This window comes from Kitasatospora aureofaciens, assembly GCF_019192735.1.
Taxonomy (GTDB): Bacteria; Actinomycetota; Actinomycetes; order Streptomycetales; family Streptomycetaceae; genus Kitasatospora; species Kitasatospora aureofaciens_A.
The window spans coordinates 25,570-50,625 of record NZ_JAHTKP010000058.1; the positions used below are offsets into that span (position 1 = coordinate 25,570).

The window sequence follows — 25,056 nt, forward strand, 5'->3', positions numbered from 1 at the left end:
CCGGGGTGTCTCGGGCAGGCCGGCCGGGCTCAGGCGCGCCCGGCTCAGGTTCTGCCGGGGTCAGGCGCGCAGGTCGGCGAGCCAGGCCTCGACGTCGTCGGCGCGGCGGGGGAGGGCGGCGGAGAGGTTCTCGTTGCCGTCCTCGGTGACCAGGATGTCGTCCTCGATCCGGACGCCGATGCCGCGGTACTCGGCCGGGACCGTCAGGTCGTCCTCCTGGAAGTAGATGCCCGGCTCGACGGTGAGCACCATGCCCGGCTTGAGCGGGCCGTCGACGTGCTCCTCGGTGCGCGAGTGGGCGCAGTCGTGGACGTCGATGCCGAGCATGTGGCCGGTGCCGGCCAGGGTGAAGCGGCGGTGCAGGCCCAGCTCGTAGACCTTGTCGGCGGCGAGGTCGCCGAACAGGCCCCAGGAGGTGAGGTGTTCGGCGAGCACGCGCTGTGCGGCGTGGTGGAAGTCGCGGAACATGCCGCCCGGCCGGACGGCGGCGATACCGGCCTCCTGCGCCGCGTACACCGCGTCGTAGATCTTGCGCTGGAGTGCGTCGAACCGGCCGTTGATGGGGAGGGTGCGGGTGACGTCGGCGGTGTAGAGCCGGTTGGTCTCCACGCCCGCGTCGAGCAGCAGCAGTTCGCCGGGCTTGGCGCGGCCGTCGTTGCGCACCCAGTGCATGGTGGTGGCGTGCGGGCCGGCCGCGGCGATCGTGCCGTAGCCGACGTCGTTGCCCTCGACCCTGGCGCGGACGAAGAACGTGCCCTCGATCAGGCGCTCGGCGGTCTCGGTGTCCGTGCCGAGCACGCGCACGACGTCCTCGAAACCGCGGGCGGTGGCGTCGCAGGCGAAGCGCAGCTCGGCGATCTCGAACTCGTCCTTGACCAGGCGCAGTCCGGACAGGAAGACGCGGAACTCCTCGTCGCGTTCGGCGTCCTGTTCGGCGGTGGTCTTGTCGGTCTTGTCGCGCAGGACCTCCTCCACCCCGGCGTCGTGGCCGCGCAGGACGCGGATCGGGCCGGTGGCGGCGCGCAACTCGTCGAGGACCGTGCGGACGTCGCGGCAGGGCAGGCCGAGCAGGCGCTCGTTCTCGGTGAGGCTGTTGCGGCGGCCGTCCCACAGCTCGCCGTGGTTGTCGAGCCAGAACTCGCCGTTCCCGCGGTCGGAGCGGTTGCGCAGGTAGACGGTGGCGTGGTGGCCGGTGGCGTCGTGGCCGGTCTCGGCGGCGGGCGCCAGGACCAGCACGCCGTCCTGGGACTGGTCGCCGGTGAGGTAGACGTAGTCGGAGGAGGGACGGAACGGGTAGTCCGTGTCGTTGGCGCGGACCTTGGGGTTGCCGGCCGGGATCACCAGGGTCTCGCCCGGGTACGCGGCGGACAGCTCGGCGCGGCGGCGGGCGGTGTGCGCGGCCTGCGGTATCGGCGCGAGGTCGGCGCGCTCGGTGTCGGCCCAGCCCTGCTTCATGTTCTCGGCGAGCTCGTCGGTCACGCCGCGGGTCAGGCCGTTCTTCCGGTACTTGATGGTGTCGGCCGGCTTGGCCCCGGACGTGGGCCGGGTGGGCTCGGTCACTGCCGCCTCCTGGATCGGGTCGGTGCTGATGGGTGCGGTGTGCGTGCTCTTGGTGGGCGCGTCCCGTACGGTATACCGAACGATCAGTGGAGAGAAGAGGGGAAGCGTGAGCGACTCCGAGGGAACCGTCCGGGGCGTGCTCGCCGCCAACCTGAAGCGGGTCCGGGCCGAGCGCGGCCTGTCGCTGTCCGAGCTGTCGCGGCGGGCCGGGATCGGCAAGGCGACGCTGTCCCAGCTGGAGTCCGGCACCGGGAACCCGACCCTGGAGACGGTGTTCGGGCTGGCGCGGGTGCTCGGCGTGCCGATCTCCGACCTGGTGGACGGGACGCCGACCGGCGGGGTGACGGTGGTCCGCGCGGCCGACGTCGAGCCGCTCAGCGGGGCCGGCGTCGACCTGCGCCCGCTGCGCCGGATCGAGTCCGGGGACTCGGTGTTCGAGGTCTACGACCAGCAGGTGCGTCCGGGCGGCACGCAGGACTCGGCCGGGCACGCCGGCACCGAGCACACCGTCGTCCAGGCGGGCCGGCTCGGCGTGCGGGTGAACGGGTGCGAGGTGGAGCTCGGGCCGGGCGACTACGTCGGCTTCGACGCCTCGCTGCCGCACGCGTACACCGCGCTGGACGGCGAGGTGGTGCGCTCGGTGCTGCTCCTGCACTTCCGGGCGGAGCAGCGGCTGCACGTGGCGGACCCGCACGAGGGCTGAGGCGGGCCAGAGCTGGGACGGGCGGCTGGGCTGGGCCGAGTCCCGAAGCGTTCGGTATCTCGAACGAGCGGACCGGTGGAGCAGCCCAGCCGCCCGGCCGGTCAGTAGCTGACGATCTGCAGGTAGGTGCCGGGGCTCTCGGTGATGCTGACGCCGGTCACGTAGAAGGTGTGGCCGTCCGGACCGACCGTCAGGCCCGCCCCGTGCTCCAGGCCGAACTGGGCGACGTTCTCGGCGGGGACGGGTTGGTTGGTCGCGGTGTCGTACGCGACCACCGTCGGGCCGGGCAGCTGGGTGTCCTCCAGCACGTACAGCCGGGTGCCGTCCGGGCTGAGCGCGAAGTCCGGGATCTGGCGGATGCCGGTGTTCAGGTCGATCGTGGCCGTCAGGGTGTCGGTGGCGAGGTCGACCACCTGGACCCGGCCGTCCGGCCTGGTCAGCGCGTACACCCGGGTGCCGTCCGGGGTGAGCAGCAGCTCGTCGACGAACCCGGGGGCCGTGAGGGTGCGGACGACGGACGGGTGCGCGGCCACGTTCAGGTGGATCAGGCCCTCCGCGCTGCTGACGTACGCGTCCGTGCCGTTCGGCCGGACGACGATCCCCTTCGGCGCGACCGTCGGCAGGTCCGCGGTGTCGGTGAACGCGTTCTGCGCGGTGGAGAAGGTCAGCAGGCGGCCGGGCAGGAAGGACGGGTTGGGGATGACGTTGCTGTTCGGCCCGGTCTCGCCGAGGTAGACCTTCGACCCGTCCGGGCTCACCGCCAGGCCGGTGGGCGAGCCGGCCTGCCAGCCGTCGGGCCGGGGCTGGTCCGGGAGCGGGATGCTCGCGCTGAGGGTGTTGGCGGTGGTGTCGAAGACGTTCAGGGTGTCCTTGGTGATCAGGTAGATGCGCGTGCCGTCCGGACTGAACGCCTTCGCGCCGCTCCAGAAGTCGGTGCTCGTCGGCACCTGGGCGAGGAGCGCGCCGCTCTGGGTGTCGATGACGTCCAGCTTGCTGCCCGTGCCCGTCTCCTCGCCGACGTACGTGCGGGTACCGTCGGCGCTGACGAGCGCGCGCTGCGCCCAGTTGGCGCCGGGGAGGTTGATGAGGCGGTCGACGCCGGTGACGGGGGTGTTGGGGGTGTCGGCGGTCGCGGTGGATGGGGCGGATGGGGCGCTGCGGGCGGGGAACGGGCCGGGGCCGTCGGTCGGGGCTGCCTCGGCGACCCCTGCGGCGGTGCCCAGCAGCACGGTGGCGGTGAGTAACGCAGCAGACCAACGGGCCTTTGGTATCAGCGAGTTCACTTCGCTTGCCCCTCCTGTGACCGAATCGTGGCGGTAGGGTGAGGCTACGTCATGGGGGCGGCGGAACAAGGCGTGTTCCCCGACTGTTCTCCCGAGCGGCCCCTGGCTGCGGTGTTGCGCTCCGGCCCCCCACTCCCCTGTGGTGGGGGGCCGGAGCGAGCCTGCGCCGCAGGCCGACCCGGGAAGGATGCCAACGGCGGCGGCCCCGCCGCCATGCATTAGCCTCTGGGCCTAAAGGTCAAGAAACCACCAGGTGAGAGCCGGTGCGGTGGGGGTTCCGAGAAGGTCGGAGGAACGGTGCTCACGCTCAGATTCGGTGTCGCGGACGTCGCGAACACCCGGTTCGCCATCTCGCCCCTCGACCACCTGCTCACCGGCGCCGCCCGGCAGGAGGTGCACGACTGCCTCGGCCTGCGCCGCGACCGCTGGTGGCGCGACATCCGGCGCCACGTCCCGCACCGGGCCGCCCCGCTCCTCGACCTGGTCAACGCCTCCGCCGCCGGCCTCCCCAACTTCATGGGCGCCGACGTCGACGCCACCCGCCGCCGCCTCGCCGACGAACTCGACGCCGTCCTCGGTGTCCCGCAGCACACCTTCGAGCAGGACCTCGCCATGTTCGGCAGCGAGGCCGAACTGCCCACCGCCCTCGCCCGCCTGCTCGACGGCGGCACCCGCAGCCTGCGCCAGATCACCGACGGCGCCTGGGCGCTGTTCCAGTCCTGCCTCGCCCCCGACTGGCCCGACATCCGCCGCCTGCTCGAAGCCGACATCGCCCAGCGTTCGCGCACCGTCGCCCGCGCCGGCCTCGGCGCGATGCTCGGCGAACTCCACCCCCGGGCCGCCTGGCGCGACGAAGGCGTCCTCGAATGCACCATCGCCGACTGGAACGGCAGCTTCGACCTCGGCGGCCGCGGCCTCGAACTGCGCCCCAACTACTTCGTCCAGAACGGCATCGGCCTCCTCCTCGCCGAGAACCGCCCCACCCTCCTCGTCCACCCCGTCGGCACCCGCCCCGCCGAGCCCCCCGCCCGCCCAGCCACCGTCGACGGCCTCGCCGGCGTGATCGGCCCCGCCCGCGCCCGCGTCCTGCGCGTCATCGGCAGCGGCCCCTGTTCCACCACCGAACTCGCCCACCACATGGGCGTCACCCCACCCTCCGCCTCCGCCCACGCCGCCGCCCTCCGCAGCGCCGGCCTCATCACCACCCAACGCCAGGGCCGCCAGGTCCGCCACACCCTCACGGACGTCGGCCTCGACCTGCTCCACGACAACCCGGAGCTGCCGGTGCCCGTCTGACCATCTGCCGGAGCCGGTGGAGCCGCACGCGATGATGTGTTCGTGTCGAACAACTTCGTGTCGAACAGCGAGGAGCTCATGAGCGTGAACCCGGATTGGCTGGTCATCGAGGCGGAGTTGGCGCGGCTGCGGACGGCCGGGCTCTGGATGCCGGGCCCCGCCGGCGTGTTGGACGTGGTGCAGGCGGCCGGGAAGGAGCGGGCCCACCAACTGCTGATCGGCTGGCTGCTCGACCCACGCCGCCCCCACGACCTCGGGACCGCCGTCCTCGCCGGGCTGCTCGCCGCCGTTGGCCGGGCGGACCTCGCGGCGGGCGGCGGGCCGGCCCGGGCCCGGGTGGAGCTGGAGGTCGTCAAGGCGCAGTCGCGCGCGGACATCGTCGTCACCGCACCGGAGTTCACGCTCGTCATCGAGCTGAAGGTGCATGCCGACGAGGGCCACGAGCAGACGACGCGCCTCGCCGACGACCACGCCGCCGGTCGCAGGGCGGTCGTCCTGCTGTTCCTGACCCTCGGTGGCGACGCCCCGGCCGACGGCCGCTTCGCCCCGATGTCCCTGCGTACCTTCGCGGACCTGCTGCGCACCGCTGTCGAGCACGCCCCCGCCCCGCGTATCGCGCAGACCCGTCGCGGCCGGGAGACGGCCGTGGACTACCTGGAAACCCTCGAAAGGATGACCGGCATGGCCCCGGACGACCAGGCGGCAGCCCGCATCTGGCTCAGCTACGGCGAACACCTGCCCGCCGCCAGGGAAGCGGCGCGCGCGGTGCTCCGCCGGCTGCCTGCGGCGGTGGCGGCAGCGTTGGGCGGGCTGGAGGTGGGAGAGCCGGTGAAGGTCGTCGGGCCGTTCGACTACGTGGCGGACGGGCACCCGAACCGCAACGGTGCCTTCCGGACGTACGACGAGGTCGGCGTGCTGCTGGCCAAGCCCTCGTGGTTCGCGGCGGACGGTTCCCTGGCGGCGGGCATCGGGTTTGGGGCCCGGGCCGAGCCGGACCCGTTCGAGGAGGGCGGGGAGCTGCGCCCGTTCCTGGGGATCCGCGCGAGGGACCCAGAGGTCAACGCCCGCCTCAAGGAGGTCTGCGCACCGCAGGACCACGTCCACTGGGACCGGTGGCCGCGCTGGGAGTACCTCGACCTGGCCCTCCCGGAGGACGGCGAGGAACTGGTCACCGCCTACGCGGCCCGGGCGGCCGAGCGCATCGCCGCGCTGTGGGAGCGCAACCATGCCCTGATCGACCAGGCCATGGCGGGCCCGCGATGAATCGACGTGCGGACCGTGGCCGTTCGCTCGAAGAGCTGGAGCGCGACAGTTGGCCAACCCCGGCGGCGGACGCGAGCCGTCTCGTCGTGACGGCGCACGCGCTGCGCCGCAAGCCGATCGGCGAGCTGACCGTCGAGGACCTCCGCCTGCTGATCCGGCAGAACGTGGGACTGCCTCAACTCCTGCCACTGGCAGTGGAGGTACTGCGGCACAACCCGCTCGCGGAGGGCGACCTGTACGAGGGCGACCTGCTCGCTGCCGTCCTCACCAGGAACCCGGCCGTCTGGCACGAGCGGCCGGACCTCGGACGCGAACTCGCCGCGATCGTCACGGGATTGGACGAGCTGCCGCCCGGGCCGGCGCAGGAAGTCGGACGTGCCGACTTCCTGCTCCGGCCGGCCAGGCCCGGGGCTGCCGACCGGCTCAGCGCGCCATGAAGCCGGCCATCTCCCGGACCCGCTCGCGCAGTTGCTCCGCGGAGGAGTCCGGGACCGCGCCGACCTGGACGTCCCGGAGGCCGTCGGCCGGGGCTGGCCGTTCGTCGTGTACGGCGTGCCTGCCGTTGGGCTGGGGCGGTCGTGGCGGACAGTGCGAATATATCGGTTGACTAGTGTTCTACTTTAGTAGCACACTTCAGGGGAACGCTTCGGAGGGTCGCTTCGGAGACTTCGGGGAGCGCCTCGTGCGTTCCACGGACCACAGGGGGTCGCCCAGTGATCGAATTCCACGTGGACCGGACGGGCAGCGTCCCGGCCTACGCGCAGATCGTGCAGCAGGTACGAGAGGCGCTGCGGCTGGGACTGCTCCAGACCGGCGATCGCCTCCCGGCCGTGCGCGACGTCGTCGTCTCCTGCCGGATCAACGCGAACACCGTGCTCAAGGCCTACCGCGAGCTGGAGCACTTCGGGCTCGTCGAGGCGCGCCAGGGCTCGGGGACGTTCGTCTCCGGCTCGCTCGGCGCCGTCGAACCGCACGACATGGCGCGGCTGCGCACCGGCCTCTTGCGCTGGGTCGCGGAGGCGCGCCAGGCCGGGCTGGAGGACGAGGACGTGCAGGCTCTGGTCACGTCCGTCCTTGCGGAGGAGCCGGCGGCGGCCGAGCGCGCCGCCACTGGGCAGCACAGGGAGGTCGGCGCATGACCCTCGCCGAGGACCTCGGCGCCCGCGCCGGGATCGCGCTGGAGGCCCGCGGCCTCAGCAAGCACTACCGCGGCCTCAAGGCCCTGGACGACTGCACGTTCACCCTCCCGGCGGGCGGCGTCGTCGCCCTCGTCGGGGCGAACGGTGCCGGCAAGTCGACGCTGATGAGCATCATCAGCGGCATGCTCAAACCGACGTCCGGCGAGTTCCGCGTCGGCGGCGACGGCCCGGCCGGCAGCCGCGTCGTCCTCCTCTCGCAGGACAAGCCGCTGTACCGCAACTTCAGCGTCACCGACATGCTCAACTTCGGGCGTCACACCAACCACGTGTGGGACCAGCACCGCGCCCTGTCCTGGCTGGAGCGCTTCCACATTCCGGTCGACCGCCGCTGCGACAAGCTCTCCGGCGGCCAGCAGGCGCAGGTCGCGCTCGCCGTCGCCCTCGGCGCCTGCCCGTCGCTGCTCCTGCTCGACGAACCGCTCGCCAACCTCGACCCGGTCGCCCGCAACGCGGTCACCGGCGAACTCCTCGGCGAGGTCGCCGAGACCGGGATGACGGTCGTCCTGTCCACCCACGTTGTCGCCGAACTCGCGGGCGTGGGCGACTACTTGCTCCTCCTCTCGCACGGGCGCAACATCGTCGACAGCGACGTCGAGGAACTCCTGGCGCGGCATGCCCGCGTCACCGGGCCGCGCGCCGACCGGCCGCCGCTCGACGGCACCGTCGTCCACGAGCACCACACGGACCGCCAGTCCACCTTCGTCGTCAGGACGCTGCTGGGGCCCGCGACGCACATCGACGTTCCCGGCTGGACCAGCCACTCCGTCTCCCTGGAGGACATCGTGCTCGCCTACCTGAAGACCTCGATCGGGGAGGTCGGCCTGTGAACGAGCGGAGCGGGTTCACCATCAAGGGGCGCGCGCTGCACGAAGCGCCTGCCGAGCGAACCGTACGAAGCGACGCGCGAAGCGGGGTGGGCGCATGAGCAGCGAGACGATCTCCGCCCCGGCCGCCCGGCCTGCGCCCGTCGTGCGGCGCGACTTCTGGCGCGGGATGCTCTGGCTGACCTGGCGTCAGCACCGCTGGCAGATCCTCATCGCCACCGTCGTCTCGGCGGCGATGCTGATCTGGATGGTCGTCAACGCCTCGGAGATCCAGAGTGCGCTCGACCTGTGCACCGGACCGGACTGCTCGAAGGCGATCACCGACGAGCGGGCGTCGCGGCTGAGCCATGCCGCGGTGTACGCGGGCTACCAGCTGAACACGGTGGTCTTCCTGCCGGTGCTGCTCGGCCTGTTCCTGGGCGTGCCGGTGCTCGCCAGGGAGTACGAGCAGCGGACGTTGATGCTCGCCTGGTCCCAGGACATCAGCCCGCTGCGCTGGCTGCTCGGCAAGCTCACCATCCTCGGCGTCATCGTCGCGGCCCTCGCCACGGCGCTGGCCGGTGAGGCCGAACACGTCGCCGGGCTCGCCCATCTCGCCGACCGCACCAGCCTGTTCGACGGGGCGCTCTTCCAGGCGGGCGGCTGGCTGCCGCTCACGCTGGCACTGGCATGGATGATGTTCGGCGTGGCGGCGGGTGCGGTGCTGCGGCGTACGCTGCCCGCGCTGGCGGTCGTCCTCGGCGCGTTCATCGGGCGGACGGTGCTGATGGTGCAGCTGCGGCCGCACTTCATGACGCCACTGACGTCGACCCGCTCGCTGGAGGCCGGCCGGCATGTGGTGACGGCGGGCGACCCACTGCAGCCCGTCCCGAACGACCTGCTGCTGGACGGCGGCAACGGCCCTTTCCTCGATACGGCCGGGCACACCCACGCCTACAAGGAGGTGATGAGCCAGTGGTGCGGCAGCATTCCCGACGGCAAGGACAACGCGTTCGTGGCCTGCCTCAAGCAGCATGACCTGGTCGGCATCCAGCAGAGCTACCAGCCTGCGAGCCGCCTCGGCACCTTCCACCTGATCGAGAACGGCTTCAACCTCACCATGCTCGTCGCCTCGCTGGTGGTGACGTGGTGGATCGTCCGCAAGGGCCGTACGACGATGTGAGAAGCGCTTGACGGGGAGCCCCGGACGCCGAAGCCCGGGGCCCTCGCGCAGACCTGGTCGTACGTGGACCCAGTCGTACGTGGCTTTAGTAGTAATGGCGCAGCTGCGGCCAGAGGACGGACCAGGGGGCGGTGGTGCCGGTGCAGAGGAGGATCGGGGCGTGCTGCTCCTGGTTGGGGAGGGCGTGGCCGTTGTCGACCTGGGCGACTTGGTGGCAGGCGGTGAAGTATCGCTCCACGGCCGGGTACTTGGCCGGGTGGAGGAGCACCACCGGACCGTCGGCGGTGTCCGGGGGTGGACCCCAGTCGGCGAAGGACATGTGGCCGGAGTAGGGGACGGGCAGGCCGTAGTGGGCGCCGTACCGGGCGAGGGCGCCGGCCTCGCCGTAGTTGGAGGCGAACACCACTGCCCGGGACCGGAGTTCGGGCGGGACGGCGGCCCAGCCCGTGCCCGCGGCGGCAGCCAGTTCGGGCCACCCGACCTGCTCGCCCTGCTCGGGGTAGATCCAGGTCACCGCCGGCAGCAGGCGGGCCGGCAGCACCGGCAGGGTGATGACCACGTTCGCCAGCGCGCCCACCGCCAGCCAGGCCGCGAACCTGGCCCACCGGCGGGACGAGTCCGGTGCGGGGGCCTGGAGGCGCTGAACCGTCGGTTCGCAACCGGCGGCCGTCAGCACCAGCAGGAGCGGGAGCGCGTAGTACGGCTTGCCGCCGCTGGCCAGCACCACGAGGCAGATCACGGGGTAGGCGACCGCGAAGGCTCTGGCCCAGCGCAGTTCGGGGGCGCGGCGCAGTCGGCGGAATCCGGTGACCCAGATCGGAATGAGCACGGGGGAGAGGTAGAGCAGCTGCATCGGCACGAAGGTGAGGCGGTTGGCGATGCCGTCCTTGTCGCTGATGCCGGCGGCCACGGTCAGCTGCGGCCAGCCGTGGGCGGCCTCCCACCACAGGTTGGGCAGCACGACGGCCACTGCGACGAGCGCCCCCGCCACCGGCCACCACCCGCGCAGCACCCGGCGCGGGCCGGCCACCCAGATGGCAGGCACCAGGACGACGACGAGCAGCAGCACCAGGTCCTTGTTGAGCAGCGCGACCCCGGTCGCCGCACCCACGGCGAGCCACCACCGTCCGTCCCCGGTGCGCAGCAGCCGCAGCGTCAGCAGGCTGACGACCAGCCAGGCGAGCAGGTCGAAGGTGACGGTGGAGAGCATATGTCCGACCGCCAGCACCATCGCCGAGCAGGCCGCACAGGCGGCAGCAAGGGCCTGGCCGCCCCGAGCGGCGCCGAACTCCCGGGCGAGCAGCGCGACCAGGACGACGGTGACGGCGCAGAGCAGGGCCGACACCAGGCGCAGACCGGTCGGACTGTCGCCGAAAAGGGCCACCGAACCGCGGCCGAGCAGCGGGGTGAGCGGCGGCTGGTCGATGTACCCCCAGGCCGGATGGCGGCCGGCGACGAGGAAGTACAGCTCGTCGCGGTGGAACCCGTACCGGCCGGAGAGCAGGACCTCGAACCCGGCGACCGCGGCCGCCACGGCGAGGACCGGCCCGGCGGCGAAGCCGGGCAGTCCCGGCGCGTGCGCGTTGTCGGGCTCGGCCTCGCGGCCTGGCCCATCCCCCCGAATGTCCACGGCGCGAGTGTGACAGGAGCGGACGCGGCGCGGGAAGGGGCGCGGGGAAAGTCGGGCGGGCCGACTTCCTGTGTGGCGGGATGGAGTTGTCGCCGAGTCTTCGAGGGGGGGAGGTGGTCGGTCGACGGGTCCGGGCCGTGCGGTTGCCCGCGCGGCCCGGACCCGGCGGTGGGGCTTCGCGATCCGGGGCTGCGCGGTCAGTTCGCGGGCAGCTCGAACCCGAGGGCCTCTGCACGTCGAGTACGCCCTCACCTCGCTCGGCGAGAGCGCCGCCATCCCGCTCAACAGCCTGCGCAGCTGGGTCGAGGAGAACATCGACCACGCCTTCACGCGCGAGCCGGCCACGCGCTGACGAGGCGCGCTGAGCCCAACACGCCGACGCCGGGACGGCCTTGGCACCATGGTCAAGGCAGTCCCGGCGAAGGGCGGAGCAGCGTCCGGATCAGCGGACGGATCAGTCGTCGAGCACCATGGCCTCGGCGCAGGCGGCGATGGTGAGGAGCAGCGCGTCGTCCTGGCCGGGGACGATCTTGACCGAGTAGTGCTCGCTCAGCAGCGACCACTCGCGGGAGATGTGCGCGATCTCCTGCTCGCCGTACGTGATGGCGTACTGGTGGTCGGTGATGTTGCCGGTGACGTGGATCTCGGCACCGTTCTCGAAGGTCACGGTGAACTTGTAGACCAGCGGCGAGAAGAGCGCCTTCTTCACGGTGGCGATGGTCTGTTCGCCCCGCTTGATGTAGCGGATGTCGCGGAGCGTCATGATCTTCTCGGAGATCCGGTACAGCTCGTTGCCCTCGACGTCCTGGAGGGCGATCGCACCGCTGAAGCTGAACATCTTCTCGTCGACCTGGAAGACGCGCTCACCGTTGCGCTTGATCCAGAAGTCGTGGGTGGGGGAGAAGAACTTCTCGTCGATGTCGTAGACGACGCCCGCCGGCACGGGCTGGTGGCCGTTCATCAGCTTCTGGCCCAGGTCCATCAGGAAGTTGTCGTGCTGCTCGCCGTGGCCCTGCTGCGGCGTGTCGCTGAACAGTTGCTGCGCGATGCCGAGCAGGCCGCCGAACTCGTTGCTCATGTGTTCTCTCGTCCCCTGTGAGGTGCGTTGCGGGGATGATCTTAGGGACGGGATCCGAGCGGCCGACAGGTCCGTCAAGGGTCTGTTGCACAATCTGCACAGAGGGAAGAGCAGGCCTTTGCCCACGGACTTGTCGCAGGTCAGCCAAGGTGTGGCAGCTGCGCGGTGCGGTGGCCGGGGTGGACCCTGACCGCCACCGACCCCGACGGCACCTCGCACCCCGAGGACGTGACCGAGCGGAGCCCCTGGCCCTGGGCCGAAGGCGGCATGATCTTCAGCGCCCCCGACCTGGACCGCTTCATGACCGCGGCGGACCCACGCGGTCGGCTCGCGGGAACCCCTGGTGTTCAAGAGTGCGTGAATGCTCTATCTTTTGCTCATATTCAATCACGCCCACGCAACTTTGTGCAGGAGGCTCGATGTCCCACGTCGCCGCGGAGATCGCCACCCAGCCCGAATGCTGGTCCCAGGCACTGGAGTTGAAGCCCGAAGGCCTCCCCGAACCGGGTGAGCGCGTCGCCGTAGTGGGCTGCGGCACCTCCCTGTACATCGCGCAGGCCTACGCCGCCCTGCGCGAGGACGCGGGCCTCGGCGAGACCGATGCCTTCGCCGCCTCCGCCTTCCCTGCGGCCCGCCGGTACGACCGGGTGCTCGCGATCACCCGCTCCGGCACCACGACCGAGGTGCTCGACGCCCTCCGGCGAACCCGGCAAACCTCGGGCACCGCCACGACGGCGATCACCGGCGACCTCGACACGCCCGTCGCCACCGCGGCCGGCACCGTCGTGGACCTCTCCTTCGCCGACGAGAAGTCCGTCGTGCAGACCCGCTTCGCCACCACCACCCTGACCCTGCTGCGCGGCCACCTCGCCCTCGCCGCCGCCGACCTGCCCGACCAGGCCCGCCGGGCCGTCGAGGAGGAACTGCCCGAAGGCGCAGTCGCCGCCGAGCAGTTCACCTTCCTGGGCACCGGATGGACGGTCGGCCTCGCCCACGAGGCGGCCCTCAAGCTCCGTGAGGCCTCGGGCAGTTGGACCGAGTCCTACCCGGCCATGGAGTACCGGCACGGCCCGGTCAGCATCAGCGCCCCCGGCCGCGTCGTCTGGTTCTTCGGCGAGCCGCCGGCCGGCCTGGTCGACCAGGTCCGCGCCACCGGAGCCACCGTCGTGCGCTCCGGTCTGGACCCGCTGGCCGAGCTGATCCGCGCCCAGCGGCTCGCCGTCGCCCTGGCCGGGGCCCGCGGCCTGGACCCCGACCGGCCGCGCAACCTGACCCGCTCGATCATCCTCGCCCAGCCGTGACCGTCATCGCCCTCGACGTCGGCGGCACCGAACTCAAGGGTGCCGTCGTCGCCGACGACGGTACGGTCCTGCAGACCGCACGCCGGCTCACCCGGCCCGAGCGGGGCCCCGAAGCCGTCCTCGACACCGTCCTCGGCTGCGCCACCGAACTCGCCGGTCTCGCCCGGGACGCCGGAAGTCCGCCCCGGGCGGCCGGGATCGTCGTCCCCGGCCTGGTCGACGAGGCCACCGGGACCGCCGTCCGCGCCGTCAACCTCGGCTGGCACGACGTCCCGATCCGTGACCGGCTGGCCGAACACCTCGCCCTCCCGGTCGCCTTCGGCCACGACGTCCGCGCCGGCGGCCTCGCCGAGGCCCGCCTCGGTGCGGGACGCGGCAGCGACTCCCTCCTCTTCGTCCCGGTCGGCACCGGCATCGCGGCCGCCGTACTGACCGACGGCCAGCTCCTGACCGGTGCCCTCGGGGCCGCCGGCGAACTCGGCCACCTCACCGTGCGGCCCGGCGGCGACCGCTGCGCCTGCGGCGGCCGGGGCTGCCTGGAGACCGTCGCCTCCGCCGGCGCCGTCGCCCGCCGCTACGGGCAGGCCACCGGCCGCCGGGGCGTCACCGCCGAGGAGGTGCACCGGCGCGCGGCCGAGGGTGAGGACGAGGCCGCACGCATCTGGGCCGAGGCCGTGCACGCGCTCGCCGACGGCCTGGCCGCCGCCACCGTGCTGCTCGACCCCGAGCGGATCGTGATCGGCGGCGGCCTGGCCGAGGCCGGCGAGGACCTGCTCGGCCCACTGCGCCGGGAACTCGTCGACCGCCTGGCGTTCCGCCCGCCGCCCCGGCTGCTCCGGGCCGAACTCGGCGACCAGGCGGGCTGTTTGGGTGCGGCGCTGCTGGCGTTCGGCTTGGTGTCCGGAGGTGCGTGGTGATCGTGACCGTCTCTCTCAACGCGGCGGTGGACGTCGCGCACTCCGCGGCCCACCGGGCCGCCTGTCCCGGCGCCGGCCCCGCGTCCGGAGGTGCGCGGTGATCCTCACCGTCACCCTCAACGCAGCAGTCGACGTCACCTACCGTCTCGACCGCGTAACCCACCGCGGCAGCAACCGAGTCGCCTCCGTGGCCCAACGGGCCGGCGGCAAGGGGATCAACGTCGCCCGCGTGCTCGCCGCGCTCGGCCATGACGCGGTCGTCACCGGCCTGGCCGGCGGTGCCACCGGGGACGCCCTGCGGGCCGACCTCGCGGCTGCCGGGCTGCGCGACGAGCTCGTCCCGATCGCGGGGACGACCCGGCGCACCCCGCACCACCCTCCGGCCCTCAAGGAGAACCATGCCCCTCGTAGCCACCGGCTCGATCGTCGAGCCCGCCGCCCGGAGCCGACGCGGGGTCGGCGCCTTCAACGTCATCCAGCTGGAGCACGCCGAGGCGATCGTCGCCGGAGCGGAGCGGGCCGGGGCGCCGGTGGTCCTGCAGATCAGCGAGAACGCCGTGCGCTACCACGGCGCGCTCGCCCCGATCGGCCGGGCGGCGCTCGCGGTGGCCCGGGCCGCCGATGTCCCGGTGGCGCTCCATCTCGACCACGCGACCTCCGCCGAGCTGGTCCGCGAAGCCGTCCAGCTCGGCTTCACCTCCGTCATGTTCGACGCCTCCGCGCTCGCCTACGACGCCAACGTCCGGGCGACCGCCGAGGTCGTGTCCCGCTGCCACGCGGACGGCGTCTGGGTCGAGGCCGAACTGGGCGAGGTCGGCGGCAAGGACGGCGTCCACGCCGCCGGTGCCCGTACCGACCCGGGCGAAGCCGCGGCCTTCGTGGCGAGCACGGGGGTGGACGCCCTGGCCGTCGCGGTCGGCAGCTCGCACGCCATGCTGACCCGCGACGCCGTCCTCGACCTGGACCTCATCGCCGTGCTCGACGGGGCGGTCCCGGTGCCTCTGGTCCTGCACGGCTCCTCCGGAGTCGCCGACGGCCATCTGACCGCCGCCGTCGAGCACGGCATGACGAAGGTGAATATCGCGACCCACCTCAACAAGGTCTTCACCGCGGCCGTGCGCGCGTGCCTCGCCGGTGAGCACGACCTGGTGGACACCCGCCGCTACCTGGGCGCCGGCCGGGCCTCGGTCACCGACGAGGTCGCCCGCCTGCTCGGGGTGCTGCGCGCCGTGAACCCTTGACTTCAGTGATGCTCGCTGCCACTGTTCTGCCCACCCATCCTGTTCAAAGTTGCGCGATTCAGCCTCCAAGTGGGCGATTTGAAACATCGCACGCGTCGAAGAGGAGTACCCGTGCCCCTGCCCCCACCCCGCATACTCGCCGCCGCGCTGACGGCCGCCACCGTGCTGCTCGCCACGGCGACGAGCTCCAACGCCGCAGCCGCCGGGCCGCGCGCCGCCACCCCGGCCTCCACCGCCACCCCGACCTACACGGTCACCGTCGGCGCCCCCGCCCCCTACACACACCCGACCGACACCCCGGCCGTCCCGTACGTCGACAAGGACGGAACCTTCTACTTCCAGCAGTCGGCCGCCCTCTACGGCGCGAACGACCCGCGCTACTGGGACTTCTTCACCGGTCCCGACTTCGACACCGCCACCCGGTCGAGCGCCGTCAGCGACGCCGTCAACCCGGCCAACCCCGCCGACCGGAACAACGACACGACCTGGCGCTGCAACAACAGCCCCACCGGCCGCGGGGCGACGTCCGCGGGCGGCGGCAGCGGCTACGCGCAGAAGAACTACTGTGATCTGTCCGGGATTTGGGTCGATCCCGACACCGGCGACTGGTACGGGCTCGTGCACAACGAGTTCACCCCGCAGCCCTTCGGTGACGGGCTCCACTACGACGCGATCGACTACGCGGTCTCCACGGACCAGGGACGCACCTGGGCGATCAAGGACCACGCCATCACCTCGCCGTACAGCACCGACCGCGGCGACACCGCCCAGTTCCCCAACGAGACGTACTACTACGGCGACGGCGACCAGCGGCTGCTGGTGGACACCGCGTCCGGGTACTTCTACGTCTTCTACGGCTCGCGGATCGTCGACAAGAGCGGCGGCTGGAAGGCCTTCCACGAGCACGTGGCCCGCGCGCCGATCGCGTCGAAGATGGCGCCCGGCTCGTGGCAGAAGTGGTACGACGGCGCGTGGTCCGAGCCCGGGCAGGGCGGCCGGGAGAGCAACATGGTGCCGGCCGACGCCACCAACCCCACCGGCTACACCCCGACCGCGGCCGAGTACGACCCGGCCAACCCCGGGACGGCGGCGCAGCAGATCGCGGCCGGCACGATGCCCCCGACCTCGCCGCTGTTCGTCATGGACGTGACGTACAACGCCTACCTCGGGCTGTACATCGGCGAACCGCAGGCCGTCGACCAGAGCGGCAACGCGCCCCAGCGCTACTACGCCACCGCGGACCTCGCCACCCAGAAGTGGGTGCCGATCGGCGACAGCGGGAGCTACCACACGGCCTCCTGGTACCGGTGGTTCCTGGACGGCGCCAACCGGACCAACTCCGCGATCGTCGGCAGGACTTTCCGCACCTACTGCGCGTTCGGCTGCTCCGGCGGCGCGTCCGGCGAGTACGTGAACGTCACGATCGACTCCTCCGCTCCCGCCCAGGCCCCCGTGGACGTGAGCAGGACCTACCGGATCGCCAACGGCGACGGCCGGGTCCTCGCCCAGGTCCCCGGCGGCTCGGCCACCACCTCCGTGGCGGCGGCGACCGGCTCCCCGGCGGAGTCCTGGGCCTTCGCGGCCAACGGCGACGGGTCCTACCGGATCGCCAACGCCGCCTCCGGGCAGCTACTCGGGGTCGACTCGGGTGCCACGGTGGGCCGTTCGTGGGGAGCCCGGCCCACCGTCGGGGCTGTCCCTGCGGGTGGAGCGACCGTCGGCCAGCAGTGGTTCCTCGTCCCCGTGACGGCGCCCGGCGGTGGCGGTGCGCTGCGGATCGTGAACCGCTACAGCGGGCTCGTCCTCGGTCTCTCCGCGACGGCGGGGCGGCTCACCGAGACTACGCCCGCCCGGAGTTGGACCGACACGACCGGGACTCCCGTGGGCGGTGCGCGGACCGCCGCCGAGCAGGTCCTGACGCTGACGGCCACCGGGACGGCGGGCTCAGGGCTCGACGGCACCCACACCGTGCAGGCCGCGGGCAAGGCGCTGGACGATCCAGGGCACTCCACCAGCCAGGGCACCCAGCTCATCACCTGGACCCCCAACAGGGGTGCGAACCAGACCTGGGTCTTCACCCGCCAGTCGGACGGGAGTTACCAGATCGCCAACGGTGAGTCGAAGCTCTGCATGGACGTCAGCGGAGGCTCGTCCTCGGCCGGTGCCGAGGTGATCCAGTGGGCCTGCACCGGCGCCGCCAACCAGCGGTGGACGGTCACCCCGGGGACGGGCGGCGGCTACACGTTCGCCTCGCAGAAGAGCGGTCTGCTCCTGACCACCGCCTCGACGGGCGACGGCGCCCTCGTCACCCAGCAGCCCGACACCGGTTCGGCGCTCCAGCGCTGGGCGATCGGCTGACGTCCCGTCCAGCCACGACGGGAAGGGCCCGCGGGAGACCTCGGCGGTTTCCAGGGGCCCTTCCCGTCGCCTGTCAGCGTCGATTAATTCGGTCGGGATTCAAACGATTCAACCGAATCAAATGATTCATCGGGATTCAAACGAATCAAACGTACGGGGGCCTCAGTCGCGGCTCATGGCACGCACCGGATCCTGGTAGACGGCGTCGAGGGCGAGCAGTGCGCCCCCGCGCGCGGTGCCGGTGAGGCCGATGTCCGACAGGACGATCTCGCAGCCGCCGGCGTTCGGCGCCATCACCCGCTCGCGCACCTGCGCGGTCACGCTGTCGATCAGGTACTCGCCGAAGAAGGCGAAGTGCCCGCCGAGGACGATCAGTCGCGGATTGAGGATGTCGGCCAGCAGGGCGAGCCCGGGGGCCAGGTTGTCGGCGATGCGCCGGAGCGCGTCCAGGGTGCGGGGATCCCCGGCGCCCGCGCGAGTGCGCAGTTCGGTGAGCCGGCGTTCGAGGTCGACCAAGGGGTCCCACACCATGTCGCCGGGGTCCGCGGCGTAGCGCAGCAGGGCCCCGCGACCGATCGTGGTCTCCCAGCAGCCGCGGCGTCCGCAGGGGCACAGCTGCTTGGACGGCACCAGCTGGAGGTGGCCGACCTCGCCCGCGTAGCCGCCGACGCCGCGCAGCAGCTGCCCGCCGGCGATGATGCCGACGCCGACGCCGGTCTGGCCCGTGACGTAGACCAGGTCGCGGACGTTCGCGGCCGAGGCCTGGACGTACTCGGCCAGGGCGCCGAGCTTCGCGTCGTTCTCCAGGTGCAGTTCGGGGGCGGCGGGCCCGAGTCGCTCGCGCAGGCCGTCGAGCGCCGGGACGTCGCTCCAGCCGATGTTGGGGGCGTAGCTCACGGTGCCGGTGTTCAGGTCGATCGTGCCCGGTGTGGCCAGGGTGACGCCGACGACGCGTCCCCCGGTGCGGTGGAGCCGGTCGATGCTGCGGGTGATCAGCCGGGCGGTGGTGTCGAGGACGGCGTCGGGGCGGCCGGCGGCCCGCACGTCGAAGGGGATCCGTTCCTCGGCGGTGACCTCGCCCGTGAGGTTGAGCGCGAGGACGCTGACGTAGTCGACGTTGATCTCGGCGCCGATGCCGTGGACGCCGGTGCCGTCGATCTCGACCGCCTGGCCGGGCCGGCCGACCGTGCCGCGGTCCCGCTCGGCCTCGCCCTCGCGGATCAGGCCGCCGTCGAGGAGTTCCGCGGTCAGGTTGGAGACGGTCGCCTTGGGCAGGCCGGTGTCGTCGGCGATCCGGGCCCGGCTGCGCGGGCCTTCGTCGCGCAGGAGCCGCAGAACCATGCCCAGGTTCGCCCGGCGGGACGAGGAGCGGTCCCGGGCGACGGCCGGTCCCGCCATCGCGAGTCTCCGCACGCCGGTCCCGTCCAGTGCTGACCCCACCGATCGCTCCTCTCGCGTGCCACTGCTCTTGACTTTAGCAGAGTTAGTTCAAACAATAACCGAACGAATTCGCCATGGCGCCCGTTCCCCCGCCCGTTCCCCCCAACGGAGGAGACGCACGTGAAGGCCAGATCCACCAGCCCCCTCGCCGCAGCGATAGCGATCGCCACCGCATCGACCCTCCTGGCCGGCTGCTCGTCCGCCGGCGACTCCACTGGCAGCAAGGGTTCCGCCTCGGGCCCCGTCGCCCTCGACTTCTGGGGCTGGGCCCCCGGATACGACCAGGTGGTGGACCGGTTCAACCGAAGCCACCCGAACATCCGGGTCACCTTCGCCAAGACCGCGTCCGGCACCAAGGGCGGCTACACCAAGATGCTCACCGCCGCCAAGGCCGGCAACGCCCCGTGCCTGGCCCAGGTCGGCTACGAGACCCTGCCGAGCTTCGCAGCCGCCGGCGCCCTCACCGACATCACGAAGTACACCGCCGACGCCAAGCCGCAGTTCGCCGACTGGACCTGGCGGCAGGTCACCATCGCCGACCACACCTACGGCATCCCGGTCGACACCGCGCCGATGGCGCTCTACTACCGCAAGGACCTCTTCGCCAAGTACGGCATCACCACGCCACCGGCCACCTGGGAGGAGTACGCCGCCGACGCCGCCAAGGTGCACGCCGCCGACCCGAGCGCCTACCTCGGCAACTTCGGCAACGACGCCTACAACTACGCCGGGCTCGCCTGGCAGGCGGGCGCCAAGTGGTTCGGCACGAGCGGCGACACATGGCAGGTGAGCCTCGACAGCGCCGCCAACCGGAAGGTGGCCGGCTACTGGCAGGACCTGCTGGACAAGAAGCTGCTCAAGGCCGACCCGAGCTACGACCCTTCGCTCTACAGCGACATGGCGGACGGCAAGATCCTCTCGGACGTCAACGCCGTCTGGGCCGCCCCGATCATCGCGAGCAGCGTCAAGAGCGGCGCCGGGCAGTGGGCGGTCGCCCCGATGCCGGTGTGGGACGCGGGCAACCCCGTGTACGGCAACGACGGCGGCTCGGCCACCGCGGTCCTCAAGGGCTGCACCCACGCCAAGGAGGCCGCCGAGTTCGCCACCTGGATGAGCACGGACGCCGACAGCGTCGCCGACCTGATCAAGGTCACCGGCATCTACCCGGCCGCCACCTCGGCCCTGGCCAACCCCGCGCTCGCCCAGCCCGACCCGTTCTACGGCGGCCAGGTCGTCTTCGATGTCTTCAAGGCGGAGAGCGCCCACATCACCACCGACTGGCAGTGGGGCCCCACCATGACCCAGACCTCCACCGACCTCGGCGACGGGCTCGGCAAGGCCGGCACCGGCGGCTCCATCCTGCCGAACGTGCTCGCCGACGTACAGGGCAAGACCGTGGCCGGCCTGAAGCAGCAGGGCCTGAGCGTCTCGGCGGGCTGACGGAACCTGACGAACCGCTTACCTGACGAACCGTCAAACCGTCAAACCGCCTGGCCCCGCGGATCCGACGGCCCATCGACGAGAGGCAGAACCCCATGACCACCGCTCCCACCGGGCGGGCGGTACCGGAGGCCGAGCCCGCCCGGCGACGTCCGCCGCTCCGGCACCCGCGCCCCCGTCCCCGTCCCCGACCCCGCGGCCGGGGCCGCACCGCCGGACTCTTCCTGGCCCCGTTCCTGCTGCTGTTCACGGCCCTGTACCTGGCGCCGATCGGGTACACCGTCCACCAGAGCCTGTTCCGGATGCACCGCTCCGGCCTCGGCCTGACGGCGCCCACGCAGGCGTTCGCCGGCCTCGCCAACTACGCCGCCGTGCTGGGCGATCCGGAGTTCCGCGGCTCCCTGCTGCGGGTGCTGCTGATCGGCGTGGTCCAGGTGCCGCTGATGCTGCTGCTCGCCCTGGTCCTGGCGCTGCTGCTGGACGCCAGGTCGACGATGTTCAAGCGGTTCTTCCGGCTGGCGTTCTTCCTGCCCTACGCCCTGCCCGGGGTGGTGGGCGCGATCATGTGGTCCTATCTGGTCGCCCCGGGTCTCAGTCCGATCACCGCCGCGGCGGAACACCTGGGCCTGCACCTGAACCTGACCTCCGACGGCATGCTCGGGCCGACCATCGGCAACATGCTGACCTGGGGCTGGACCGGCTACAACATGCTGATTCTCTACTCCGCCCTGCAGTCCATCCCGCCGGAGCTCAGCGAGGCCGCCGTCATGGACGGCTGCTCGGCCTTCGGCATCGCGTGGCGGATCAAGGTGCCGATGATCCGCCCGGCCCTCGTGCTGACCACGGTGTTCTCCATCATCGGCACTGCCCAGCTCTACAACGAGCCGGCGATCCTGCACAACGTGGCCCCGAACCTCAGCAGCACCTACACCCCCATCTACGCCGCCTACAACGCCGTGGACGCCAACAACTTCAACGGCGCCGCCACCGAGTCGGTCGTGCTCGCGCTGTTGGCGTTCGTGCTCTCCTTCGGCTTCCTCAAGCTCGTCCAGCGCCGCGGAGCCGCCCTGTGAGCACCGTCACCACTCAAGACCGGCACCGCCCGGCCTCCCGCTGGCTCGTCCTGGGCGTCCTGCTGGTCGCCTCCGTCTACTTCCTCGCGCCGGTGTGGTGGCTGCTGGTCGCGTCGACGAAGACCAGCTCGGGCCTCTTCTCCGGCAACGGCTTCTGGTTCGGCGACTTCGCCCTCTTCGACAACCTGAAGCAGGTGTTCACCCGCCAGGACGGCATCTACGGGGAGTGGCTGGCCAACAGCGCCCTCTACGCGGTGGGCGGCGCAGGCGTCAGCACCCTGATCTCCGCGCTGGCGGGCTATGCGCTGGCCAAGTACCGTTTCCGCGGACGGGAGTTGACCTTCAACGGCGTCCTCGCGGCCGTGCTCGTCCCGCAGCCGCTGCTGGCCGTCCCGCTCTACCTGATGTTCTCCCAGCTCCACCTGGTCAACACCGTCTGGGCGGTCCTGCTGCCGGGCATGGTCAGCCCTTTCGGGGTCTACCTGGCCCGCATCTACGCCGCCGCCTCCGTCCCCGACGAGATCATCGAGGCCGGACGGATCGACGGCGCCGGAGAGTTGCGGATCTTCGCCACCATCGCGCTGCGGGTGATGGCCCCGGCGCTGGTCACCATCTTCCTGTTCCAGTTCGTCTCCATCTGGACCAACTACCTGCTGCCCGTCCTGATGCTCGCCGACGATCACCTGCAGCCGGTGACCGTCGGGGTCGTCGGCTGGCAGGCCCAGCGGGCGCTCGGGTCCGGCGCGGTGCCGCTCAACATCGTGGTCGCCGCGGCCATGGTCTCCGCCGTCCCCCTGGTGATCCTCTTCCTGTCCCTGCAGCGCTTCTGGCGCGCCGGCCTCACCGCCGGCAGCACCAAATGAGGAGGCTCCGCGTGCCCGCCCGGTACCACCTGAGGTTCCAGCTCCACCCCACGCCGGATGCCGCCGAGCGGGCCGCCGAACTGGCAAAGTTCTGCCAGGAAGCGGGAGTTGACGAGGTCGTGCTCCTCCTCGGCGCCGAAGAGCTCTACGCCGGGCACCCCTTCGGCGCGGCCGAGGACCGCCTCTACGACACCGCCGCCACCGCGGCGCCGATCCTGCGCGAGGCGGGCCTCGACGTCAGCCTCAACCCCTGGGTCACCGCCGGCCACGCCGACCGCGGCCGGGCCGACCGCCTCGGCTTCGCCCCCATGGTCGGCCCGGACGGCACGGTCGCCACTGCCCAGGCGTCCTTCGCGTGCCCCCGCTGGCGGTCCTGGATCACCGCCCACTACGCCCGCTTCGCCGGCCTTGGTTTCCGGGTGGTCTGGCTGGAGGACGACTTCCGCTACCACAACCACGCACCACTGGAGTGGGGCGGCGGCTTCGAACCGCTGATGCTCGACCGGCTCGCCGAGCTGGTGGGGGAGAGGGTGAACCGCGAGCAGGTCGTCGCCGCCGTGACCGCCCCCGGCGCCCCCCATCCCTGGCGCGCACTGCTGCAACACGTCTGGCGTACAGTGCAGTTGGAGGTCGCCACAGACGTGGCGCAGGCCGTCGCCGAGCACTCCGGGGGCCGCTCCCGGCTCGGCCTGATGAGCTCCGAGCCCGGCGTCCACTCGGTGGAGGGACGGGACTGGCCGGCCCTGTTCGAGGCACTCGCCATTGACGGCGAGGTCTCCCACCGGCCGCACTTCGCCCGTTACGACGACGCACCCGGGCGTGAACTCGGCTTTTCCGTCTGGATGCTGGAGATACAGCGCGCGCTGCGCCCCCGGTACGTGCGCAGCGAACCGGAGATCGAGAACTGGCCGCACACCGCCTGGTCCAAGTCCGACACGCAGACCTGGTCGGAGCTGGTCACCGCCCAACTCGCCGGATCGGACGCGCTGTTCCTCAACCTCCATCCGATGCAGTCCGGCCGGGCAGGGCGCTTCCCCCGCGTCGCCGACCTGCTGCGCCGCTCGCGCCCTGCGCTCGACTGGATCGCCGAGCGCGTGCCGCGCGACGCATCCACCCACGGTGTGGCGTTGCCGGTGCGCGAGGACGCCGCCGCGTCGGTTCGTACGAGAGGTGGCGGCGACCTCGCCGAGCTGGCCGTCGACCCGGGACCCGCGGCGGACTACCTGCTGCGCTACGGCGTCCCGGTCACCGCCGAGGACGCTCCGGTGCGGGTCCTCTTCGGACGGCTCGCCTGGTCGTACGACGACGCCGAGTTGCGGCGGATGCTCGCCGACGGCCTGCTGCTGGACGGCACGGCCGCGCACATCCTCTGCGAGCGCGGCTTCGGGCACCTGCTCGGCGTCAGCGTCGTCGAGCTCGCCGAGCGCGAGAGCCCGTCGGAGCCCGGTCCCTACGCGTTGGAACGCGTGCTCTCCGTCCCGGGGGCGGGCGAGAGCGACGGCGCCTGGCTGAGCGTCAACGTCCAGCCGGCGCTGGCGCGGCTGCGGCCGGCCGCCGGGGCCGAGGTCTGGACCGAGATCCGTACGCCGGACCGGGAGGTGTGGGGAACGGGCCGGTGCGTCTTCACCAACGAACTCGGCGGCCGGGTAGGGGTGTTGGCCGCTACGGCCGTCGAACTCCTGCCCTGCGACGACGACGGCCGGCGACTGCTGCACGCGATGGTCCGCTACCTGGAGGGCGACCACCCGACCCTGCCGCTGGTCAGCGGCGGCCCTCACTTGATCCCGCACCTCACCCGCACGGAGGACGGCTGGCGGCTCGCCGTCGCCAACGGCAGCGCCGACCCCGCCCGCGTACGGGTGCACCTTCCCGGCGACCCCGCTCACGCCGAGGCCACGCTGCTCGCCCCGCTCGCGTTGCCCGAGGCGATCGGTGTCGCCGTGACCGGCGGCGTCGTGGAGCCAGACCGTGAACTCCCGTACCGGGGTTGGCTGGTGGCCGACTGGCGATCAGCCGGGTTTTACGGTCGGGAAGTTCTCGCCGCCGAGGATCCATTGGCCATGGCGCATGACGGCGGCGAGGTCGTAGGTGTCGGAGTCGACGACGACGAGGTCGGCGAGCTTGCCGGTCTCCAGTGAGCCGATCGTGTCGCCGAGGCCGAGGAGGCGGGCCGGGGTGGCGGAGAGTGATTCGACGGTCTGGTTGAGGGTGAGGCCGTTGACGGTGATCGAGCGTTTGAACGCGACGTCCAGGGTGAGGGTGGAGCCGGCGATGGAGCTGCCGTCGGGCAGCATGGCGACGCCGTCCTTGACCTGGACCTGGAGGGGGCCGAGGGGGTAGAGGCCGTCGCCCATGCCGGCGGCGCCCATGGCGTCGGTGATCAGGGCGACGCGGTCGGCGCCGGCGGTGTTGTAGGCGAGGTCGA

The 25,056-nt window shown here is 72.0% G+C and carries 20 protein-coding genes and 1 pseudogene; 15 read left to right on the forward strand and 6 right to left on the reverse strand.

Going from position 1 to position 25,056, the window contains the following annotated elements; translation table 11 throughout:
- Positions 1-60 precede the first annotated feature (60 nt).
- Positions 61-1,560 (reverse strand): aminopeptidase P family protein, encoded by a 1,500-nt coding sequence (locus KV557_RS33735; RefSeq protein ID WP_308130200.1) that lies wholly within the window; start codon positions 1,558-1,560, stop codon positions 61-63.
- A 106-nt stretch (positions 1,561-1,666) separates the two neighbouring features.
- Between KV557_RS33735 and KV557_RS33740 the strand changes: the two genes are divergently transcribed.
- Positions 1,667-2,263 (forward strand): helix-turn-helix domain-containing protein, encoded by a 597-nt coding sequence (locus KV557_RS33740; protein WP_218205379.1) that lies wholly within the window; start codon positions 1,667-1,669, stop codon positions 2,261-2,263.
- A gap of 101 nt (positions 2,264-2,364) precedes the next feature.
- On the opposite strand, the gene KV557_RS33745 is transcribed toward KV557_RS33740, so the two are convergent.
- Positions 2,365-3,546: a YncE family protein gene (locus tag KV557_RS33745; protein WP_218205380.1), complete on the reverse strand. Its 1,182-nt coding sequence runs from the start codon at positions 3,544-3,546 to the stop codon at positions 2,365-2,367.
- 297 nt (positions 3,547-3,843) lie between these two features.
- On the opposite strand from KV557_RS33745, the gene KV557_RS44625 reads away from it, so the two are divergent.
- The 6 genes from KV557_RS44625 to KV557_RS33775 all read left to right on the forward strand — a co-directional run bounded on the left by KV557_RS44625 (position 3,844) and on the right by KV557_RS33775 (position 9,290).
- Positions 3,844-4,842 (forward strand): ArsR/SmtB family transcription factor, encoded by a 999-nt coding sequence (locus tag KV557_RS44625; RefSeq protein ID WP_218205381.1) that lies wholly within the window; start codon positions 3,844-3,846, stop codon positions 4,840-4,842.
- Positions 4,843-4,884: 42 nt separating this feature from the next.
- Positions 4,885-6,105 carry a PD-(D/E)XK nuclease family protein gene (locus tag KV557_RS33755; RefSeq protein ID WP_218205382.1) on the forward strand — a complete coding sequence of 407 codons (1,221 nt, stop codon included), beginning with the start codon at positions 4,885-4,887 and terminating at the stop codon, positions 6,103-6,105.
- On the forward strand, positions 6,102-6,542 hold the full coding sequence (locus tag KV557_RS33760) for a contact-dependent growth inhibition system immunity protein (protein WP_218205383.1): 441 nt from the start codon (positions 6,102-6,104) through the stop codon (positions 6,540-6,542). Before KV557_RS33755 ends, KV557_RS33760 begins: the two co-directional genes overlap by 4 nt.
- 276 nt (positions 6,543-6,818) lie before the next feature.
- Positions 6,819-7,244, forward strand: coding sequence for a GntR family transcriptional regulator (locus tag KV557_RS33765; protein ID WP_218205384.1), 426 nt, complete (start codon positions 6,819-6,821; stop codon positions 7,242-7,244).
- Entirely contained in the window at positions 7,241-8,131 is an 891-nt protein-coding gene (locus tag KV557_RS33770) for an ABC transporter ATP-binding protein (RefSeq protein WP_218205385.1), read from the forward strand. The genes KV557_RS33765 and KV557_RS33770 overlap by 4 nt, the downstream gene beginning before the upstream one ends.
- 94 nt (positions 8,132-8,225) lie before the next feature.
- Positions 8,226-9,290: a hypothetical protein gene (locus KV557_RS33775; RefSeq protein ID WP_218205386.1), complete on the forward strand. Its 1,065-nt coding sequence runs from the start codon at positions 8,226-8,228 to the stop codon at positions 9,288-9,290.
- A gap of 85 nt (positions 9,291-9,375) precedes the next feature.
- On the opposite strand, the gene KV557_RS33780 is transcribed toward KV557_RS33775, so the two are convergent.
- Together KV557_RS33780 and KV557_RS33785 are read right to left on the reverse strand one after the other, a co-directional pair.
- Positions 9,376-10,920 carry a glycosyltransferase family 39 protein gene (locus KV557_RS33780; protein WP_308130201.1) on the reverse strand — a complete coding sequence of 515 codons (1,545 nt, stop codon included), beginning with the start codon at positions 10,918-10,920 and terminating at the stop codon, positions 9,376-9,378.
- 454 nt (positions 10,921-11,374) lie between these two features.
- Positions 11,375-11,998 (reverse strand): LURP-one-related/scramblase family protein, encoded by a 624-nt coding sequence (locus KV557_RS33785; protein ID WP_218205387.1) that lies wholly within the window; start codon positions 11,996-11,998, stop codon positions 11,375-11,377.
- 419 nt (positions 11,999-12,417) lie between these two features.
- Between KV557_RS33785 and KV557_RS33790 the strand changes: the two genes are divergently transcribed.
- The 5 genes and pseudogenes from KV557_RS33790 (at position 12,418) to KV557_RS33810 (ending at position 17,815) form a co-directional block, all read left to right on the forward strand.
- Positions 12,418-13,299: an SIS domain-containing protein gene (locus KV557_RS33790; protein ID WP_218205388.1), complete on the forward strand. Its 882-nt coding sequence runs from the start codon at positions 12,418-12,420 to the stop codon at positions 13,297-13,299.
- The gene (locus KV557_RS33795) at positions 13,296-14,216 is read left to right on the forward strand and encodes an ROK family protein (RefSeq protein ID WP_218205389.1); all 921 of its coding nucleotides are present in this window, start codon (positions 13,296-13,298) and stop codon (positions 14,214-14,216) included. The genes KV557_RS33790 and KV557_RS33795 overlap by 4 nt, the downstream gene beginning before the upstream one ends.
- 97 nt (positions 14,217-14,313) lie before the next feature.
- A pseudogene (locus tag KV557_RS33800) lies at positions 14,314-14,565 on the forward strand (PfkB family carbohydrate kinase); the annotation flags it as partial.
- A 49-nt stretch (positions 14,566-14,614) separates the two neighbouring features.
- A complete protein-coding gene (locus KV557_RS33805) occupies positions 14,615-15,457 on the forward strand; it encodes a class II fructose-bisphosphate aldolase (protein WP_218205390.1) in 843 nt (280 codons plus the stop codon).
- Between the two features lie 111 nt (positions 15,458-15,568).
- On the forward strand, positions 15,569-17,815 hold the full coding sequence (locus KV557_RS33810) for an RICIN domain-containing protein (protein ID WP_308130202.1): 2,247 nt from the start codon (positions 15,569-15,571) through the stop codon (positions 17,813-17,815).
- Between the two features lie 162 nt (positions 17,816-17,977).
- Here KV557_RS33810 and KV557_RS33815 read toward each other — a convergent pair whose 3' ends face one another.
- Positions 17,978-19,255 (reverse strand): ROK family transcriptional regulator, encoded by a 1,278-nt coding sequence (locus KV557_RS33815; RefSeq protein ID WP_218205391.1) that lies wholly within the window; start codon positions 19,253-19,255, stop codon positions 17,978-17,980.
- Positions 19,256-19,375: 120 nt separating this feature from the next.
- Here KV557_RS33815 and KV557_RS33820 point away from each other — a divergent pair, with 120 nt between their 5' ends.
- From KV557_RS33820 to KV557_RS33830, 3 genes are all read left to right on the forward strand, one after another.
- On the forward strand, positions 19,376-20,695 hold the full coding sequence (locus KV557_RS33820; RefSeq protein ID WP_308130203.1) for an ABC transporter substrate-binding protein: 1,320 nt from the start codon (positions 19,376-19,378) through the stop codon (positions 20,693-20,695).
- Between the two features lie 95 nt (positions 20,696-20,790).
- Positions 20,791-21,768, forward strand: coding sequence for a carbohydrate ABC transporter permease (locus KV557_RS33825; protein ID WP_218205392.1), 978 nt, complete (start codon positions 20,791-20,793; stop codon positions 21,766-21,768).
- Complete coding sequence (locus tag KV557_RS33830; RefSeq protein ID WP_218205393.1) at positions 21,765-22,631, forward strand: carbohydrate ABC transporter permease; 867 nt, start codon at positions 21,765-21,767, stop codon at positions 22,629-22,631. The genes KV557_RS33825 and KV557_RS33830 overlap by 4 nt, the downstream gene beginning before the upstream one ends.
- A gap of 2,009 nt (positions 22,632-24,640) precedes the next feature.
- Here the strand turns inward: KV557_RS33830 and KV557_RS33835 are convergent.
- On the reverse strand, positions 24,641-25,056 hold a 416-nt coding region (locus KV557_RS33835), incomplete at its 5' end, for an amidohydrolase family protein (RefSeq protein ID WP_218205394.1).